Source organism: Streptomyces djakartensis (assembly GCF_014651075.1).
GTDB lineage: Bacteria > Actinomycetota > Actinomycetes > Streptomycetales > Streptomycetaceae > Streptomyces > Streptomyces djakartensis.
This window is the reverse complement of sequence record NZ_BMWE01000013.1, coordinates 115,821-131,862: the sequence shown is the minus strand read 5'-3', so window position 1 is coordinate 131,862 and position 16,042 is coordinate 115,821. Positions and strand designations below refer to the sequence as shown.

13 protein-coding genes and 1 pseudogene are annotated in these 16,042 nt (G+C 71.6%); 3 read left to right on the top strand and 11 right to left on the bottom strand.

Annotation, left to right across the window (positions count from 1 at the left end; all coding sequences use genetic code 11):
* Positions 1-192: 192 nt before the first annotated feature.
* The 5 genes from IE212_RS22995 to IE212_RS22975 all read right to left on the bottom strand — a co-directional run bounded on the left by IE212_RS22995 (position 193) and on the right by IE212_RS22975 (position 4,515).
* Entirely contained in the window at positions 193-435 is a 243-nt protein-coding gene (locus IE212_RS22995; protein ID WP_010033039.1) for a DUF397 domain-containing protein, read from the bottom strand.
* 82 nt (positions 436-517) lie between these two features.
* Positions 518-1,684 (bottom strand): thiolase family protein, encoded by a 1,167-nt coding sequence (locus IE212_RS22990; RefSeq protein ID WP_190199801.1) that lies wholly within the window; start codon positions 1,682-1,684, stop codon positions 518-520.
* Positions 1,681-2,745 carry a thiolase family protein gene (locus tag IE212_RS22985; protein WP_190199800.1) on the bottom strand — a complete coding sequence of 355 codons (1,065 nt, stop codon included), beginning with the start codon at positions 2,743-2,745 and terminating at the stop codon, positions 1,681-1,683. Before IE212_RS22985 ends, IE212_RS22990 begins: the two co-directional genes overlap by 4 nt.
* A complete protein-coding gene (locus tag IE212_RS22980) occupies positions 2,742-3,683 on the bottom strand; it encodes a Zn-ribbon domain-containing OB-fold protein (protein WP_190199799.1) in 942 nt (313 codons plus the stop codon). The genes IE212_RS22985 and IE212_RS22980 overlap by 4 nt, the downstream gene beginning before the upstream one ends.
* A 31-nt stretch (positions 3,684-3,714) precedes the next feature.
* Positions 3,715-4,515 (bottom strand): crotonase/enoyl-CoA hydratase family protein, encoded by an 801-nt coding sequence (locus IE212_RS22975; RefSeq protein WP_190199798.1) that lies wholly within the window; start codon positions 4,513-4,515, stop codon positions 3,715-3,717.
* Positions 4,516-4,691: 176 nt separating this feature from the next.
* On the opposite strand from IE212_RS22975, the gene IE212_RS22970 reads away from it, so the two are divergent.
* Both IE212_RS22970 and IE212_RS22965 read left to right on the top strand, forming a co-directional pair.
* The gene (locus tag IE212_RS22970) at positions 4,692-6,311 is read left to right on the top strand and encodes an acyl-CoA synthetase (RefSeq protein WP_190199797.1); all 1,620 of its coding nucleotides are present in this window, start codon (positions 4,692-4,694) and stop codon (positions 6,309-6,311) included.
* 115 nt (positions 6,312-6,426) lie between these two features.
* Positions 6,427-8,253 (top strand): alkaline phosphatase family protein, encoded by a 1,827-nt coding sequence (locus IE212_RS22965; RefSeq protein ID WP_190199796.1) that lies wholly within the window; start codon positions 6,427-6,429, stop codon positions 8,251-8,253.
* Here IE212_RS22965 and IE212_RS22960 read toward each other — a convergent pair.
* The 5 genes and pseudogenes from IE212_RS22960 to IE212_RS22940 form a co-directional block, all read right to left on the bottom strand.
* Positions 8,225-8,938 (bottom strand): alpha/beta fold hydrolase, encoded by a 714-nt coding sequence (locus tag IE212_RS22960; RefSeq protein ID WP_190199795.1) that lies wholly within the window; start codon positions 8,936-8,938, stop codon positions 8,225-8,227. The two genes, IE212_RS22965 and IE212_RS22960, sit on opposite strands and share 29 nt — an antisense overlap.
* A 60-nt stretch (positions 8,939-8,998) precedes the next feature.
* Positions 8,999-9,298, bottom strand: a pseudogene (locus IE212_RS22955) (alpha/beta fold hydrolase); the annotation flags it as partial.
* 23 nt (positions 9,299-9,321) lie between these two features.
* A complete protein-coding gene (locus IE212_RS22950) occupies positions 9,322-10,848 on the bottom strand; it encodes an acyl-CoA synthetase (RefSeq protein ID WP_190199794.1) in 1,527 nt (508 codons plus the stop codon).
* A 300-nt stretch (positions 10,849-11,148) separates the two neighbouring features.
* Positions 11,149-12,711 (bottom strand): acyl-CoA synthetase, encoded by a 1,563-nt coding sequence (locus IE212_RS22945; protein ID WP_190199793.1) that lies wholly within the window; start codon positions 12,709-12,711, stop codon positions 11,149-11,151.
* Positions 12,708-13,820 (bottom strand): nitronate monooxygenase, encoded by a 1,113-nt coding sequence (locus IE212_RS22940; RefSeq protein ID WP_190199792.1) that lies wholly within the window; start codon positions 13,818-13,820, stop codon positions 12,708-12,710. Before IE212_RS22940 ends, IE212_RS22945 begins: the two co-directional genes overlap by 4 nt.
* 222 nt (positions 13,821-14,042) lie before the next feature.
* On the opposite strand from IE212_RS22940, the gene IE212_RS22935 reads away from it, so the two are divergent.
* Complete coding sequence (locus IE212_RS22935) at positions 14,043-15,767, top strand: serine hydrolase domain-containing protein (RefSeq protein ID WP_190199899.1); 1,725 nt, start codon at positions 14,043-14,045, stop codon at positions 15,765-15,767.
* 10 nt (positions 15,768-15,777) lie between these two features.
* Here IE212_RS22935 and IE212_RS22930 read toward each other — a convergent pair whose 3' ends face one another.
* Positions 15,778-15,969, bottom strand: coding sequence for a DUF2795 domain-containing protein (locus IE212_RS22930; protein ID WP_190199791.1), 192 nt, complete (start codon positions 15,967-15,969; stop codon positions 15,778-15,780).
* Positions 15,970-16,042 lie beyond the last annotated feature (73 nt).

Sequence of the window (16,042 nt, the reverse complement as noted above, 5' to 3'; positions counted from 1 at the left end):
TTCCTCACCTCCGGGACACCGACCGTGCCTCCGGGGGCCGGCCTGGCTCAGGGGGCCGGTCCCGGGAGGATGTCTCAGATCGCGTGTCCGCACATGCGGGCGGAACACCCCCGGATCGGCCGTCAAGTCAGGGCCGCCAGGGCTGACTCACCTGAGCCTGTGGTGCCGCGGCAGGCAACGTTCGCCCCGGCACTAGGTGAGGTCGAACTCCCCTTCCCGCGCCCCCGACACGAAAGCGCCCCACTCGGCGGGCGTGAAGATCAGGGAAGGACTCTCGGGGCGGGCACTGTTGCGCATGGCGATGAAGCCCTCGACGAAGGCGATCTGGACATCCCCCCTCCCCCGGCTGCTGGACTGCCACTGTGCGTTGGTGAGGTCCAGCTCCGGCTTGTCCCAGCCTGTGAGCGGGCGCTGCTGGGTGGTGGTCTCGGCCACGTCCGTGCTCCTCCCGATTCGTCGAACGCGGTCAGCCTAGCGATCGCGTCCCACGGCCGACAGGGCACGTGACGGGGACCTTTCAGCGGTGGGGCGGTTGCGCTCCCACCAGCCACATGGAGAAGAACTGCGATCCGCCGCCGTAGGCGTGGCCGAGGACCCGGCGGGCGCCGTCCACCTGGTGTTCTCCGGCCTGGCCGCGCACCTGGAGGGCGGCCTCCGCGAAGCGGATCATGCCGGAGGCGCCGATGGGGTTGGTGGACAGCACCCCGCCCGACATGTTGACGGGCAGGTCCCCGTCCAGTTCGGTCACGCCCGACTCGGTGAGTTTCCAGCCCTCGCCCTCGTCGGCGAAGCCCAGGTTCTCCAGCCACATCGGCTCGTACCAGGAGAACGGCACGTAGATCTCGGCGCCGTCGATCTCGCGGCGGGGGTCGGTGATCCCGGCCTGCCGGTAGACGTCGGCCGCGCAGTCCCGCCCGGCCCGCGGTGAGACGAAGTCCTTGCCGGCGAAGAGGGTCGGTTCGCTGCGCATGGCGCCGCCGAGCATCCAGGCGGGCGGCCGCGGTGCCCGGGCGGCTCCGGCCCGGTCGGTGAGGATCATGGCGCAGGCGCCGTCGGAGGACGGGCAGGTCTCCGAGTAGCGGATCGGGTCCCACAGCATGGGCGAGGCCATCACCTTCTCCAGGGTGATGTCGTGTTCGTGCAGGTGGGCGTAGGGGTTCTTCAGCGCGTTGCGCCGGTCCTTGTAGGCGACCAGGGCGCCGATCGTCGCGGGCGCCCCGCTGCGCCGCATGTACGCGCGCACGTGCGGGGCGAAGAACCCGCCGGCCCCGGCCAGCAGGGGCTGCTGGAACGGGATGGGCAGGGACAGGCCCCACATCGCGTTCGACTCGGACTGTTTTTCGAAGGCGAGGGTCAGGACCGTGCCGTGGACGCGGGCCGCGACGAGGTTCGCGGCGACGAGGGCGGTGGATCCGCCGACCGAGCCGGCGGTGTGCACGCGGAGCATGGGTTTGCCGACGGCTCCCAGCGCGTCGGCGAGGTAGAGCTCCGGCATCATGACGCCCTCGAAGAAGTCGGGTGCCTTGCCGATGACGACGGCGTCGATGTCGGCCCAGGTCAGCTCGGCGTCCTCAAGGGCGCGCCCGGCCGCCTCCCGGACCAGTCCGGCGATCGACAGGTCCCGGCGTGCCGCGACGTGCGCGGTCTGGCCGATGCCGACGACGGCCACGGGCTCCTTGCTCATCGGGGCTCCCCTTCGAGTACGGCGACCAGGTTCTGCTGGAGGCAGGGGCCGGACGTGGCGTGGGCGAGGGCGCGATCGGACTCGCCGCGGTGGATGCGGGCGGCGGCCTCGCCGATGCGGATGAGGCCGGCGGCCATGATCGGGTTGGCGGCGAGGGCTCCGCCGGAGGGGTTGACGCGTACGTCGTCGCCGAGCCGGAGGGCCTTGCGCAGGACGATCTCCTGCGCGGTGAACGGAGCGTGCAACTCGGCGGTGTCGACGGGCCGTTCGAAGGCGCCGGCTCGTTCAGCGGCGAGGCGGGCCGAGGGTGACGCGGTCAGGTCGCGCACGCCGAGGCCGTGGGCCTCGATGCGGTGGTCGATGCCGCGGATCCAGGCGGGTCGTGCGCACAGTCCACGGGCCCGGTCCCCCGCCGCGAGGATCACCGCGGCGGCGCCGTCGCCGATCGGCGGGCAGTCACCGGCGCGCAGTGGCCGTACCAGGTAGTCGCCCTGCGGGACGGGGCCTTTGAGCTGCGCGTGCGGATTGTCGTTCGCGGCCTCGCGGTTGCGGGTGGCGACCGCGGCGAGGGCGGGCTCGTCGGTGTCACCGGCGTCGATCAGGGCCTGCGCCTGGAGGGCGGCGAGCGCGACGGAGTCGGGCCACAGGGGTGCGACGTAGTACGGGTCGAGCTGGCGGGTCAGGACGTCCCGGACCGAGCCGGGTGAGGACTTGCCGTAGGAGTAGACGAGGGCGGTGTCGGCGTCGCCGGTGAGGAGTTTGGTCCAGGCCTCGTAGAGGGCCCAGGCGCCGTCCATCTCGACGTGCGACTCGGAGATCGGCGGCCAGGCGCCCACGCCGTCGAGGGCGAGGGTGAAGGAGAAGGCGCGGCCGGCGAGGTAGTCGCTGGACCCGGAGCAGGTGAAGTCGATGTCGGCGGTCTTCAGGCCGGTCCGGTCGAGGACCTCGTGCAGCACCGGCAGGAGCATCTCCACCTCGGAGAGGTCCTCGCTGGTGCGCCGGTGGGCGGTCTGGGCGAAGGCGACGACGGCGATCTCGCGGTCCCGCGGTGCGCTCGTCACAGCAGCTCCCTGTAGGTGTCGTAGTCCGCGTCGGGCTCGCCCGTGGGCCGGTAGTGATCGGGGTGGCGGGCGCCCTCCGTCCACACGGGTTCGACGCGCAGGCCCATGCGGACCTCGTCGTAGGGAATGCCGCCGATACGGCCGTGCAGGGCGAGGCCCGCGCCGTCGAGGGCGATGTGGGCGTAGACGTAGGGCACCTCGATGTCGAGGTTCTTGGCCTTGATGTTGACGATGCAGAACGTGGTGACCGTGCCGCGCGGCCCCACCTCGACCCGTTCGGATGTGGCCACCCCGCAGGTGGGGCACGCCCCCCTCGGGGGGACGTAGACCTTGCGGCAGGACGGGCAGCGTTCGCCGACGATCCGCCGTCCGGCGAGGGCGTTGATGTAGGCGGTCTGGGCGCGTCCGGGTGAGTAGGTGTAGTCGAGGCGGGCGGCGGCGACGATGCCGGTGACGGGGTCCTCGAACTCGCCCGTGATGCCGGTGGGTTGCTGTGGGCCACCCGCGCAGGGCTCGAAGCAGGCGATGTCCGTGATGGCGCCGGTGCGTTCCTCCGCCCAGCGGACGCGGACGCGCATGCCGGTGTGCACGGCGTCGGGGCCCGGGGCGTCCAGGGCGTGCAGGAGGGCGGTGTCGGCGCCGTCGAGGCGGACCAGGGCCCAGGCGAAGGGAGCGGTGAGGGGCTGGCCCCGGCGGGGGGCGTGGTTCCAGGCCCAGGTGGTGACCGTGCCGGTGGGGGCGACCTCGACGAGGTCGCTGAGCTCCTCCGCGGTGACGGGGTCGTACTCGACGGGCGGGACGAGGACGCGGCCGCCGGCGGTCCGGACGCCGAGGACGACGCGTTCGCGCAGGCCGGTCAGGAAGGCGCTCTGGACGGGGCCGAGGGAGCGGGTGAAGGGGAACTCGACCACGAGGGGGGCTTTGAGGACTTCGGGCATGCCGCAGGCTCCTTCGGTCGGGGACGGCCGGTCAGGCGCGCTTGTAGACGGGCGTGCGTTTCTCCGCGAAGGCGCGGGCGCCTTCCTTGGCGTCGGCGGTGTCGAAGACCGGCCAGCCGCGGGTGAGTTCGGCCGCGAGGCCGTCGGACTCGGTCATCTCGGCGCTCTCGTAGACGGACGCCTTGACGGCCTCGACGGCCAGCGGGCCGCAGGAGTTGACCTGTTCGGCGATCTCCAGTGCCTTCTCGAGTGCGGTGCCGTCGGGGACGACATGGCCGACCAGACCGATGGCGGCGGCTTCCCGGGCGCTGTAGGGGCGGCCGGTGAGGAGCATCTCCAGGGCGTGGGTGCGCGGGATCTGGCGTTGGAGCCGGACCGTGGAGCCGCCGATGGGGAACAGGCCGCGCCTCACCTCGAAGAGGCCGAAGGTCGCCGACTCGCCCGCGACGCGGATGTCGGTGCCCTGGAGCATCTCGGTGCCGCCCGCGACGCAGTACCCCTCGACGGCGGCGATCACCGGCTTGCGCGGGCGGTGGTGGCGCAGCATCGCCTTCCAGTGCAGGTCCGGGTCCGCCTTGAGCCGGTCGCGGTACCCCTCCCCCGCCATGCCGTTCCCGGCCAGGGCCTTGAGGTCCATGCCGGAGCAGAAGGAGCCCCCGGCGCCGGTGAACACGACCGAGCGGACCGAGTCGTCCGCGTCGGCCTCCAGCCAGCCGTCGTAGAGGCCGACGAGCATCGGCAGCGAGAGCGCGTTCCTGGCCTCAGGCCTGTTGAGCGTGAGCACCAGTGTGGCGCCTTCGCGCCGCACGGTGAGGTGTTCCGTCCCGCCCATGGCGAACTCCCCTCTCGTGGAACGAGAACAGGTTGCAGTAGGGCGGGAGGCACTTCAAGGGTTTTCTGACAGACAGTCAGATTTTGTGGTGCGGGGCCTTCACAGTTGGACCGCGCTTTGCTCTGATGACCGGCGAACCGTCCGATGCCAGGCACGTCCCGGGGTCAGGAGGAGCGGTGGAGTACAACCTTGCCGACCTGTTCGAGTCGGTCGTCGACGTCGCCGCGGACCGTGAGGCACTCGTCCACGCCGACCATCCGGGAACGGGCGCGGAACGCCGCCTGACCTACGCGCAGCTGGACGCGGCGGCCAACCGTGTCGGCCATCACCTGCTCGACAGCGGGATACGGCCGGGTGAGCACCTCGGGCTCCACCTCTACAACGGCGTGGAGTACCTGCAGACGGTGCTGGGCTGCCTGAAGGCCCGGATCGTCCCGGTCAACGTCAACTACCGCTACGTGGAAGAGGAGCTGGTCTACCTCTACCGGGACGCGGACTTGGTGGCGCTGGTCTTCGACGCGGAGTTCACGGACCGGGTGGCCGCGGCGCGGCCGCGGGCGGGGAAGCTGCGCCATCTGATCCGGGTGGGTGCTCCCGCTCCGGGGGCCGCCGATGTGCCCTGCACGCAGTTCGCGGACGCCGAGGCCTCGGGGTCGCCGGCGCGTGGTTTCCCGGCACGCTCCGGCGATGACCTGTTCATCATCTACACCGGTGGTACGACGGGGATGCCGAAGGGCGTCATGTGGCGGCAGGAGGATCTGTTCTTCGCGGGTCTGGGTGGAGGCGCCCCGACCGGTGAGCCGGTGAAGAAACCGGAGGAACTCGCCGAGCGGGTCGCCGCCGGCGGTACCGGAATCACCTTCTTCCCGACGGCGCCGCTGATGCACGGCACCTCCACGCTCACGGCGTTCATCGGCTTCTACTTCGGGCAGCGGGTCGTGATCCACCGCAAGTTCGTACCCGAGGAGGTGCTGCGGACCGTGGAGAAGGAGCGGGTCAGCAGTATCTCGCTGGTGGGCGACGCGATGCTGCGGCCGCTGGTCGACGCGTTGCGCGGCCCGCTGCGGCACATCGACCGCTCGTCTCTGTTCAGCGTGTCGTCGTCCGGCGCGATCATGTCGGACACGGTGCGCCGGCAGTTCCAGGAGCTGGTGCCCAACGCCACGCTGCTCAACAACTTCGGCTCGTCGGAGTCCGGTTTCAACGGTACGGCGACCGGGGACGCGGGCCCGGAGCGGGGCTTCAGGGTCCGTGTCAACGCCCGGACGCGGGTGGTGGACCCCGCCACGCGCGAGCCGGTGGCGCCCGGCGAGGTGGGCCGCGTGGCCCAGTGCGGACATGTGCCGCTCGGCTACTACAACGACCCGGAGAAAACCGCCGAGACCTTCTTCGAGAAGGACGGTGAGCGGTGGGTGCTGATCGGCGACATGGCCACCGTCGACGAGGAGGGCGTGGTCACGGTCCTCGGCCGCGGCTCCCAGTGCATCAACACCGGTGGCGAGAAGGTGTACCCGGAGGAGGTCGAACAGGCCCTCAAGTCCCATCCGGACGTCTACGACGCGCTGGTGGCCGGAGTGCCGGACCCCCGGTGGGGGCAGCACGTGGCGGCCGTGGTGCAACTGCGCGAGGGGGCGGCGCGGCTGTCGCTGGAGGACCTCCGCACGCACTGCCGCGACCGGCTCGCCGGCTACAAGATCCCGAGCCGGCTGGTGATCACGGAGTCGGTCCAGCGGTCGCCGAGCGGCAAGGCGGACTACCGGTGGGCGCGGGACGTGGCGGTGGCGGCGGACGGGTGATTCTCCGGCCCGTGGATTGAACCTAAGGTGACGTGCGGACGTACTGGTGGTGGCAGGCCCGGCCCACCGGGCTCTGTTTGCCATGCCTAGCAAGACCGCACGGAAGGACCGCCGGGTGTCGCTCTTCACTCGCTCCCGTCAGCAGTCGGACACGACCGAGGGCGGGGCGGAACCGGACGACGACGCGCCGGCGAGGGAGGGGACCGGGGAACAGGCCGGGCCTGGGACCGGGGAACGAGCCGAGCCGGAGAAACCGGAGACGGAACCGGACACCTCCCCGGACGCCGCGCGGCCCGGCTGGTTCGGCTGGCGGCGTCGCTGGCCCCGTACGGCCCGGGGCGTCACCGTGGGGGCGAGCGTCCTGGCCGGAGCGCTCGTACTGTTCGCGCTCCTCGTCCCCAACCGGACCGAGAAGATCGAGTTCGCCTCGTTCGTCCGCGTCCCCGCCGAGGGCGTGCTGCTGGCCGGGCTGCTGCTGGCGCTGCCGCCGAAGCCGCGGCGGATCATGGCGGTCGTCTCGGGCCTGGCCCTCGGGCTGCTCACCGTCCTGAAGTTCGTCGACATGGGCTTCTACCAGGTGCTGGCCCGCCCCTTCGACCTGGTGCTGGACTGGATCCTGCTCGACGACGCGACGGACTTCCTGCGGGAGTCGTTCGGCCGGACCGGCCAGGTGCTGGCCGTGATCGCGGTGGTCGTCCTGTTCGTCGCGGTGCTCGTCCTGACGACGCTGGCCGTGGTGCGGCTGACGAACCTGATGGTCCGGCACCGGCCGGTCGCCGCCCGTACGACGCTGATCCTCGGCACGGCGTGGATCACCTGTATGACGCTGGGCCTGCAGATCGGCACGGTGCCGATCGCCACCAAGGGCAACGCGGAGTTCCTCGGGAACCGGGTGGAGCAGGTCCGGGCCGGTCTGAGGGACACGCGGATCTTCCAGAAGCAGGCCGCGGTGGACGCCTTCGCGAAGACGCCCCCCGACCAGTTGCTCACGGGCCTGCGGGGCAAGGACGTCCTCTTCACCTTCATCGAGAGCTACGGCCGGGTCGCGATCGACGATCCGGCGATGGCGGAGCAGACCGACGCGGCACTCAAGGAGGGCACCGGCAGGCTGAAGGCGGCCGGGTTCGCCTCGCGCAGCGGCTGGCTGCGCTCGCCGGTGACGGGCGCGGGCAGCTGGCTCGCCCACTCGACCTTCCTGTCCGGACTGTGGATCAAGAACCAGCAGCGGTACCGCAGCCTGACCACCAGCGACCGCATGACCCTCACCAAGTACTTCGGCAAGACCGGTGCCTGGCGGACCGTCGGCGTCGTCCCCGGCGTGCGCCGGGCCTGGCCGGAGGGCAAGTTCTTCGGCCTCGACCACATCTACGACTCCGAGCACCTCGGCTACCACGGCCCGTACTTCAGCTGGACGCCGGTGCCCGACCAGTTCAGCATGGAGGCGTTCCAGCGTCTGGAGCACGGCAGGAAGGACCGTGAGCCGATCATGGCGGAGATCATCCTCGCCTCCAGCCACAACCCCTGGTCGCCCATCGCGCGGATGATCGACTGGGAGGACCTCGGCGACGGCTCGGTCTTCCACCGGATCAAGAAGGAGGGCACCGATCCCGCGGAGGTCTGGAAGGACCCGGAGAAGGTGCGCGCCGAGTACCGGAAGGCCATCGAGTACTCGCTGCGGAGCCTGACGGAGTGGGTCGAGCGCTACGGCGACGAGGACACGGTGCTCGTCTTCCTCGGCGACCACCAGCCGGTGCCGACCGTCCTCGCCGGGGACACCGGCAAGGACGTGCCGATCAGCATCGTCGCCAAGGACCCGAAGGTCCTGGACCGGGTCGCCGACTGGGGCTGGAGCGACGGTCTCAAGCCCGCCCCGGACGCGCCCCGGTGGGGCATGGACAAGTTCCGCGACCGTTTCATGACGGCCTACGGTCCGCAGGGCTGAGGAACTCCGCCACCACCGCGAGGAACTCCCCCGGCCGTGCCTCGTGCACGAGATGCCCGGCGTCGATGGTGACGCGCCGGGCATCGGGGAGCAGCTCGGCGAGGGCGTCGATCTGGCTCTGGGGGATCAGGCTGGTCGGCCCCCCACCGATCAGCAACGTGGGCATGGTGATCCGCTCCATGTGGTCCCACCACACGGGATCCGGAGCGTTGCGCTGTTCGTCGGTGGCGAGGATCATCGCCCAGTCGTACAGCAGGTCACCGCTCGGACGTTCGGCGAGCGGGCGCGGCGGGTCCAGCGGTAAGGGCGCCGGCACGTCCTCCAGGACGAGCCGCTCCACGAGCCACGGGCTGTGCTGGGCGAGCAGGCAGGCGACGATGCCGCCGAGCGAGTGGCCCACGACGTCGGCGCGGGCGATGCCGAGCGCGCCCAGGAAAGCGTGCACATCGTCGCGCATGGCCGTGTAGGCGTATCCGCCGGGCCAATCGCTGCGGCCGTGCCCGCGCAGGTCGGGGGCGTACACCCGGCGGGGTCCGGCGGCCAGCGCGGAGGCGATCTCCGACCAGTCGGCACCGTCGGCCCCGCGGGCGTGCAGCAGCACGACGGGCGGTGCGTCCCGCGGCCCCCAGGCGCGGTAGGCCACAGTGATGCCGTTCGCTCCTACGGTGCGCTGCTCGGTGTCCATGCCGGGTACGGTAACGATGATCGTGGGCGGCCGGGCCCGGTCTGCTTCCAGCAGAAATTCTCAGTCTTCCGCCCGGAAGAAGCCCGAGACTCGCCCCACGAACCAGTCCGGGTCGTCGAGCCAGGGGTAGTGCCCCGCACCGGGCTGAACGGCGGGCTCGCCCGCTTCGAAGACCTCGGCGGCACGCCGGGCCAGACCCGGACACGGGCCGCCGTCCAGCTCACCGGCCAGGACGAGCACCGGTGCGGTGACGCGGGCGAGCGCGGATCGTGTGCCGTCCGGGTCGTAGGCGCCGTCCGCCCCGTACCGGTCCGCCGCGTCGTCGTTGGTCTCGTCCCCCTCGCGGTCGGCGTGGGCCCGGGGTTCGCCGGCGAGGTCGCGCGTCAGCCGTCCGATGCCGCGCGTTCCGCTCCGTTCCCGAAACGGTTCCTGAGCTCCCGCTTGAGGATCTTCCCGCTGGCGTTGCGCGGGAGGCTCTCCACGAACAGCACCCGCTTCGGGGCCTTGAAGGGGGCGAGCTTCTCGCGGACGTGGCCGATCAGTTCCGTCTCCGTGACCTCGCCCCGCGGGACGACGACGGCCGTGACCGACTCGATCCAGCGCTCGTCGGGCAGGCCCACGACAGCCGCCTCGGCCACCCGCGGATGCGTGTACAGGGCGTCCTCGACCTGGCGGGAGGCGACCAGTACGCCGCCGGAGTTGATGACGTCCTTCACCCGGTCGACGATCGTGTAGTAGCCGTGCGCGTCGCGCACGGCGAGGTCGCCGGAGCGGAACCAGCCGTCGCGGAAGGCCTCGGCGGTCTCCTCCGGCTTGTCCCAGTAGCCCTCGCAGAGTTGCGGAGAGCGGTAGACGATCTCGCCGGGCGTGCCGTCGGGCACGTCCTTGCCGTCCTCGTCGACCACGCGCGCGTCGACGAACAGCACGGGACGGCCGCAGGAATCCATGCGCCCCTTGTGTTCGTAGGGGGCGAGGACCGTGGCGAGGGGGCCGATCTCGCTCTGCCCGAAGCAGTTGTAGAAGGCCAGTTCCGGCAGGCGTTCCTTCAGCCGTTCCAGCACGGGGACCGGCATGACCGATGCCCCGTAGTACGCCTTGCGCAGGCCGCTCAGGTCGCGGGTGGCGAAGTCGGGGCGGTCGGACAGCGCGATCCAGACGGTGGGCGGGGCGAACAGGCTGTCCACACGGCCCGCCTCGACCAGGTCGAAGAGCCGGTCGCCGTCGGGGGCGTCGAGGATGATGTTCGTCGCGCCGACCGCGAGGTAGGGCAGCAGGAAGACGTGCATCTGCGCCGAGTGGTACAGGGGCAGCGAGTGTGCGGGGCGGTCACCCGCGCTGAGGTCGAGGGCGGTGATGGCGCTCAGGTACTCGTGCACCAGCGCCCGGTGCGTCATCATCGCGCCCTTGGGCAGGGCGGTCGTGCCCGAGGTGTACAGCAGTTGCACCAGGTCCTCGGTGCGCGGCTCGGGCCCGTCGTACGCGGACGCCCCGGTCAGCCGTGCGAGCAGCGAGTCGTCGGCGTCGCGCAGCGGCAACGTGCGCGCTCCGTCCGGGAGCCGCCCGGCGAGGTCCGGGTCGGTGAGGACCAGGGAGCTGCCGGACTGGCCGACGATGTAGGCGAGATCGTCACCGGTGAGGTTCTGGTTGACCGGTACGTGCACCAGCCCGGCGCGGGCGCAGGCCAGGAAGGCGATCAGGTAGGCGTCGGAGTTGTGGCCGTAGGCGCCGACCCGGTCTCCCGGGGACAGTCCCTGACCGAGCAGGACGCTCGCCGCGCGGGAGACTGCCGTGTCCAGTTCCTCGTACGTCCAGGTCCGTTCGCCGTACTCGACCGCGACGCGGGCCGGGGTGCGCCGGGCGCTGCGCCGCAGGATGCCGTCGACCGTGCTTCCGTGTCCGGGCGTCGTCATGACACATGATCCTCGGTCTCCCGCCGAGTGAGGTCAAGCACCGGCCGTGCGTGACACGAGCCTGCGCCGCAACTGCCCGGCGGCGCGGCAACGGGCAGCGACGGCAAGGCCGTCGACGTGTCCGGGGGCCTGGCCTGCGGGCGGTGGGCTGGCACGGCAGCCGCTGCCCGGTGGCACGCACTCTGCCGACCTGCTCCCCGTCGTCGAACCGGGGTCGCCGCACTTCGCCGATCAGACCCGGCTGTTCTCCGGCGAGAAGTGGCACGACGGGGCGCCGCTTCCGGTGGGGCGGCGGCCCCCTCACACCCGCCGGGTCCGGCCCTCCCAGTACGGCTCACGCAGTCGCCGCTTGTACAGCTTGCCGTTGGGGTCGCGGGGCATGTCGGCGATGAAGTCGACACTCCTGGGCCGCTTGTAACCGGCGAGCCGGTGTGCGCAGTGGTCGAGGATGTCGGCCGCGAGGGCGGGCCCGGGCCGGTGCCCGGGGGCCGGTTCGACGACCGCCTTGACCTGCTCGCCCCAGTCGTCGTGCGGGATGCCGAAGACGGCGGCGTCCGCGACGGCGGGGTGGGCGAGCAGCGCCGACTCGATCTCGGCCGGGTAGATGTTGACGCCGCCGGAGATGATCAGGTCGATCTTCCGGTCGCGCAGGAAGAGGTAGCCGTCCTCGTCGAGGTGACCCAGGTCGCCGACGGTGAAGAAGTCGCCGACGCGGTTCTTGCGGGTCTTGGCCTCGTCCTTGTGGTACGAGAAGCCGCCGGTGTTCATCTTCATGTAGACGGTGCCGAGTTCACCGGGCGGCAGCCGGTTGCCGTCGTCGTCGAGGATCGCGAGTTCGCTGATGGGCCAGGCCTTGCCGACGGTGCCCGGCTTCTTCAGCCAGTCCTCGGCGGTGGCGAAGGCACCACCGCCCTCGCTGGCCGCGTAGTACTCCTCCACACAGGGACCCCACCAGTCGAGCATGGCCCGCTTCACGTGGTCGGGGCACGGGGCAGCGCCGTGGATCGCGTGCCGCATGGAGGAGACGTCGTAGCCGTCCTTCACCTCGTCCGGCAGGGCGAGGAGGCGGTGGAACTGGGTGGGGACCATGTGGGTGTGGGTGCAGCGGTGGGCGTCGATGAGACGGAGCATCTCCTGGGGTGTCCATTTGTCCATCAGGACCAGGCGGTGACCGATGTGCAGGGACGCGCCCGCGAACTGGAGGACGGCCGTGTGGTAGAGCGGTGAGCACACCAGGTGCACGTTGTCGTCGAACGGCCGGATGCCGAAGATGCCGAGGAAGCCGCCGAGGTAGGCCTCCTCCGGTGGTTTGCCGGGCAGGGGGCGGCGGATGCCGCGGGGGCGGCCGGTGGTGCCCGAGGTGTAGTTCATGACCCAGCCGAGGGTGCGGTCGGAGGGTGCCGACTCGGGTTGTCCGTCGAGTAGTTCGGTGTACGGGCGGAATCCCTCGACCGGGCCGACCGCGTACCGGTGGGTTGCCGGGAGGCCGGCTTCGTCGGCGGCGGCGCGTGCCGCTTCGCCGAAGCGCTCGTGGGCGAGGAGGACCTTGGCGCCGGAGTCGGAGACGATCCATGCGATCTCCGGCCCGACCAGGTGGTGGTTGACGGGGACGAGGTAGAACCCGGCCTGGCCGGCGGCGAGATAGGCGGTGAGGAACTCGACACCGTTGGGCAGGACCACCGCGAAGGTGTCGCCGCGTTCCAGCCCGGCCGCGCGCAGGCCGTGCACGAGGCGGTTGGCGTCGGCGTGCAGCCGTCCGGCGGTCCACTGCTCGCCGTCGGGTGCGACGAGCACCTCGCGTCGGGGATCCAGTGCGGCCTGGGCCCAGAAGCCCGCCGGGGGTGTGCTCACCGGTGTGCTCATGACGGGCCGCTCCCTTCGGCGATGCGGTTGATGCGGTCCACGGCCTGTTCGAAGCCGCGGGTGAGGTCGTCGAAGACGGCCCGGACGCTGCGTTCGCTGTTCATCCGGCCGACGATCTGGCCGACGGGGGTGCCGAGCAGGGGTTCGACCTCGTACTTCTGGATGCGTGAGACGGCCTCGGCGACGAGCAGGCCCTGCAGCGGCATGGGCAGCGTGCCGGGCCCTGCCGGGTCGTCCCAGGCATCCGTCCACTCGGTGCGCAGCTGGCGGGCCGGCTTGCCGGTCAGCGCACGGGAGCGCACGGTGTCGCCGGAACCCGCCGCGAGCAGTTTGCGGGTCAGGGCGGGCGAGTGGAGATCCGCTTCCGTGGTGGTCAGCCATATGGATCCCAGCCACACCCCTTGAGCCCCGAGGGTGAGCGCGGCCGCCACCTGCCGGCCGCTGCCGATGCCGCCGGCGGCCAGGACGGGCAGCGGGGCCACGGCGTCGACGACCTCGGGTGTGAGCACCATGGAGGCGATCTCGCCGGTGTGGCCGCCGGCCTCGTAGCCCTGCGCCACCACGATGTCGATCCCGGCGTCCTTGTGTTTCCGGGCGTGCCGGGCGCTGCCCGCGAGGGCCGCGACGAGGACGTCGCGGTCGTGGGCCCGGGCCACGACGTCGGCGGGGGGAGAGCCGAGGGCGTTGGCGAGGAGCCGGATCGGGTAGTCGAAGGCGACGTCGAGCTGGGTGCGGGCGACCTGCTCCATCCAGCCGGTGATGCGCCAGCCGGACGCCTCACCCTCGGCGAGTTCGGGCACACCGTGCTTGGCGAGGGTGTCCCGGACGAACTGCCGGTGCCCCTCGGGGATCATCGCTTCGACGTCGGCCTCGGTGACGCCCTCCACCTTCTTCGCCGGCATCACCACGTCCAGGCCGTACGGACGGCCGTCGGCATGCCCGTCGACCCAGTCCAGGTCGCGTTTGAGCTCGTCGGGGTCGGTGTAGCGCACCGCGCCGAGCACGCCGAAGCCGCCGGCCCGGCTGATGGCCGCGGCGACGGCGGGGAACGGCGTGAAGCCGAAGACGGCGTGCTCGACTCCCAGTTGCTGGCTCAGCTCCGTCTGCATGGGCGCAGGATGCCCGAGTCCTCCGGAGGACGGAAGGGGTTTTCTGATGCATCGTCAGATTCAGGAGCCGGGACTCGCCGGTTCGTGCGCGCCGTCTATGTGCGGGGGCGCGCGGCGGACATACTTCATGGGACATGCGGGGCGGTCGAGGAGGAGGGGCGTGCGGTGGCCGACAGACCGGCGAGCGGCGAACTGACCCGACGTCAACTGTGCGGAGCGGGCATGGCCCTGGGCGGTGCGCTCGCTCTCGCGCCGTTGCCCGCCGGCCCCGCCGCGGCCGCCCCGGCACCGGCCGGCCACCACCCCACCCTGCGGAAGGGATCCGCCGCCCGCGCCGGACTGCTCGGCTCCCATCTGCACCGACTGGTCAGCGACGCGCAGGCCTTCCTGGGCCCCTCCCCCACGCACCCCTGGTACGCGGGCGCCGTGCTGCTCGCCGGACGGGGCGGCACCGTCGCCCTGCACCGGGCCATCGGCATGGCGGTGCGCTACCGGGCCTACGACGAGAAGACCGGCACCGGCGTCGAGTTCCCGGCGGACGAGCAGATCCCGATGGCCGAGGACACCGTCTTCGACCTGGCTTCGGTGTCGAAGCTGTTCACCTCGCTCCTCGCCGTGCAGCAGATGGAGCGGGGCAAGCTGCGGCTGGAGGCGACGGTCGCCTCGTACCTGCCGGACTTCGCGCGCGCGGGCAAGCAGGACATCACGGTCCGTCAGCTCCTCACCCACACCTCGGGCTTGCGCGCCTGGATCCCGCTGTACAGCGCGCCGACCTACGAGGAGAAGCTCCAGCTCGTCTGGGACGAGAAGCCGGTCAGCGCGCCGGGCACGGCGTATCTGTACTCGGACCTGAACCTCATCTCGCTCCAGCTGGTGCTGGAGCGGATCACGGGCCGCACCCTGGACGCCCTGCTGCGGGACGAGATCACCGAGCCGCTCGGCCTGCGCCGCACCCGCTACAACCCGCCCGCCTCCTGGCGCCCGGAGATCGCGGCCACGGAGGACGCGCGCCCACCGTGGTCCGGTCTCGACCGGGGGCTGGTGTGGGGCCAAGTTCACGACGAGAACGCCTTCAGCCTGGGCGGGGTGGCGGGGCACGCGGGCGTGTTCTCCGACGCGTGGGACCTCGCGGTCCTCGGCCGGACGCTGCTCAACGGCGGTGTCTACGGCCGGACCCGCGTCATGGCGCCCGAGTCGGTGGAGCTGATGTTCACCGACTTCAACACCGCGTTCCCCGGTGACGAGCACGGGCTCGGCTTCGAGCTCTACCAGCACTGGTACATGGGCGCCATGGCCACGCCGCGCAGCGCCGGCCACACGGGTTTCACGGGGACCTCCCTGGTGCTCGACCCGACGACCGACTCGTTTCTCGTGCTTCTCGGGAACTCCGTGCACCCGGTGCGAAGTTGGCGTTCCGGGTCCGCTCCCAGGGTCGCGGCGGCGAACCATCTGGCACGCGCCGTGCCGGTGCGGCCGGTACGGGGACGCACCGCCTGGTTCTCCGGGATGGCCGTCTCCGCGGTGGCGACGCTCACGCTGCCCGCGCTCGACACCTCGTCCGGCGGGGCGCGGCTGCGGTGCGCGCTGTGGTGGGACACCGAGCCGAAGGCCGACGCCCTGGTCCTTGAGGCGACGACGGACGGCGGCGCGGCCTGGCGCCCGGTGCCCTTCACCACGTCCCGCCCGGACGAGGAACCCCGGCAGCACCCGTCGGGTTCGGTCACCGGCTGGTCGGGCCGCGTCTGGCACCTGCTCACGGCCGGACTCCCCGCCGAGCGCGGGCTCACCCTGCGCTGGCGGTACGCCACGGACCAGCGGTACGTGGGCCGCGGCTGCTACGTGGACGGGCTGCGTGTGACCACGGCCGACGGTGTCCTGTTCGACGGGACGCGCCCGGCGGACGCGTCGCGGGTCGAGGCGGTGGGGTGGACCCCGTCGGCCGACTGAGGCGGTCGGGTCACTGGTTGAAGACGGCCTTCTGCACCTCGTTCGGTCCGTCGAAACGATCCTCCTTCAGGTGGTCGAGGGTGCTGACGACCTTCTCGTCGGCGTGATTGCTGCGGGCACGCTCCACCAGGTGCCGCCTGTCCGTGGGGTAGTCCATGCCCTTGAGGGCCTTCTGGAGGTCGGTCGGGCTGAGCTCGGCCATGAGAGCCTCCCGTGGGGGTGGTGCGGCCGTCCGCGCGGGGCGACCGGCTTGTGCGGATTTGTTCCTTCTGCCG

Bases quoted from the DNA above. Each gene is read 5' to 3' on its own strand.
- IE212_RS22990 (WP_190199801.1), bottom strand. From the start codon at position 1,684: ATGAGCAAGGAGCCCGTGGCCGTCGTCGGCATCGGCCAGACCGCGCAC.
- IE212_RS22980 (WP_190199799.1), bottom strand. From the start codon at position 3,683: ATGCCCGAAGTCCTCAAAGCCCCCCTCGTGGTCGAGTTCCCCTTCACC.
- IE212_RS22975 (WP_190199798.1), bottom strand. From the start codon at position 4,515: ATGGGCGGGACGGAACACCTCACCGTGCGGCGCGAAGGCGCCACACTG.
- IE212_RS22960 (WP_190199795.1), bottom strand. From the start codon at position 8,938: ATGGACACCGAGCAGCGCACCGTAGGAGCGAACGGCATCACTGTGGCC.
- IE212_RS22950 (WP_190199794.1), bottom strand. From the start codon at position 10,848: ATGACGACGCCCGGACACGGAAGCACGGTCGACGGCATCCTGCGGCGC.
- IE212_RS22945 (WP_190199793.1), bottom strand. From the start codon at position 12,711: ATGAGCACACCGGTGAGCACACCCCCGGCGGGCTTCTGGGCCCAGGCC.
- IE212_RS22940 (WP_190199792.1), bottom strand. From the start codon at position 13,820: ATGCAGACGGAGCTGAGCCAGCAACTGGGAGTCGAGCACGCCGTCTTC.
- IE212_RS22935 (WP_190199899.1), top strand. From the start codon at position 14,043: ATGGCCCTGGGCGGTGCGCTCGCTCTCGCGCCGTTGCCCGCCGGCCCC.
- IE212_RS22930 (WP_190199791.1), bottom strand. From the start codon at position 15,969: ATGGCCGAGCTCAGCCCGACCGACCTCCAGAAGGCCCTCAAGGGCATG.